The 1,452-nt window shown below is 74.2% G+C and carries 1 protein-coding gene; it reads left to right on the forward strand.

Features of this window, described 5'->3' with window-relative positions:
- Positions 1-102: 102 nt before the first annotated feature.
- A partial coding sequence (locus HMPREF0731_RS19355) for a glycosyltransferase family 4 protein (RefSeq protein WP_157136250.1) occupies positions 103-1,452 on the forward strand: 1,350 nt, incomplete at its 3' end.

Genomic DNA, 1,452 nt, shown 5'->3' on the forward strand with positions numbered 1-1,452 from the left:
TTCGCGCACGATCCCTTCGCCGAGCCGCTCCAGCCCAGCCCCGAACCACCGGCCGCGATGCCGGCCGCGCCGCAGCCCGAGCCGGTCCCGGCCGCGCCCGCCATGGACGCCGCCCCGGCCGTGGCGGAGGCGACGCATCTGTTCCTCGATGTCTCGGACCTGCTGGTCTATTTCGACGGCGCCCGCACGCCCACCGGCATCCAGCGGGTGCAGATGGGCATTGTCCGCCGCGCCATGGCCGAGCCGGGACCGCAGGGCCTGCGCCTGCATCTGGCCGATTACGACCGCCGCGCCTTGTGCTGGCGCGAGGTGCCGCCCGACGCCTTCGAGGCGCTCTGCGCCCAGGCCGGCACCGGCGCCGACCCGGCCGATCCGGTCTGGACCGCGGCGCGCGACGGGCTGCGGGCCCGCATCGCCGGCGGCCCGCCGGTGGCCTTCCCGGCGGGCGCCATCCTGGCCAACCTCGGCAATTCCTGGGGTCTGTCCGAGTATTTCCGCGCGCTGCGCGAGATGCAGCGCCGCCATGGCCTGCGCTACATCCCCTTCCTGCATGATTGCGTGCCGCTGATCGTGCCCGAGCATTGCCGCCAGAGCATGGTGCGCGACTATGCCCGCTGGTTCGCCGCCATGGCGCTGCACGCGGATGGGGTGATCTGCAATTCCGAGAACACGCTGCGGGATGTGCGGCGCGAGATGGCCGCGCTGCTGCCGGGGCTGGTGCTGGATGGGCATGTGGTGCGGCTGGACGCCGACCCGCGCGCCCTGATGGCCCCCGGCACCGGACCGCAGGCGCCGCGCGCGCTGCGGCCGGGCGAGAGCTACGCGCTGTTCGTCGCCACGCTGGAGAGCCGCAAGAACCACCTGCTGGTGTTCAGCGCCTGGCTGCAATTGCTGCGCCAGCACGGGCCGGCGCGCGTGCCGCGGCTGGTCTGCGTCGGCAAGCCCGGCTGGCACGCCGAGGCGGCGATGACCCTGCTGCAGAACGCGCCGGAGTTGCAGCGCCACGTGCTGCTGCTGCCGCAGGTCTCCGACCAGGAGCTGGACGCGCTCTACCAGGGCTGCGCCTTCACGGTCTACAACAGCCATTACGAGGGCTGGGGCCTGCCGATCACCGAGGCCCTGGCGCATGGCAAGGTGGTGGTGACGCCGCGCCACTCCGCCCTGACCGAGGCGGGGGGCGAGGCGGCGCTGTATTTCACGCCGCAGAACCTGCCCGAGCTGGTGGCGCTGCTGGAGCGCGTCGCCTTCGATACCGGCTTCCGCCAGGCGCAGGAGGCGGTGGTGCGCGAGCGCGGCCGGCCGCGCAGCTGGTCGGCGGTGAAGGACGACGTGCTGGCCGCGGTGGCCGCCCTGGCCCGCCAGGCGCCGCGCCCGCCGCTGCAGGAGGCGCAGCTGGTGCTGGGCCAGCGCTACGCCACCCGCCGCAGCATGGCGGCGCGCCCGGAACTGGCC

It is taken from the genome of Pseudoroseomonas cervicalis ATCC 49957 (genome assembly GCF_000164635.1).
Classification (GTDB): domain Bacteria; phylum Pseudomonadota; class Alphaproteobacteria; order Acetobacterales; family Acetobacteraceae; genus Pseudoroseomonas; species Pseudoroseomonas cervicalis.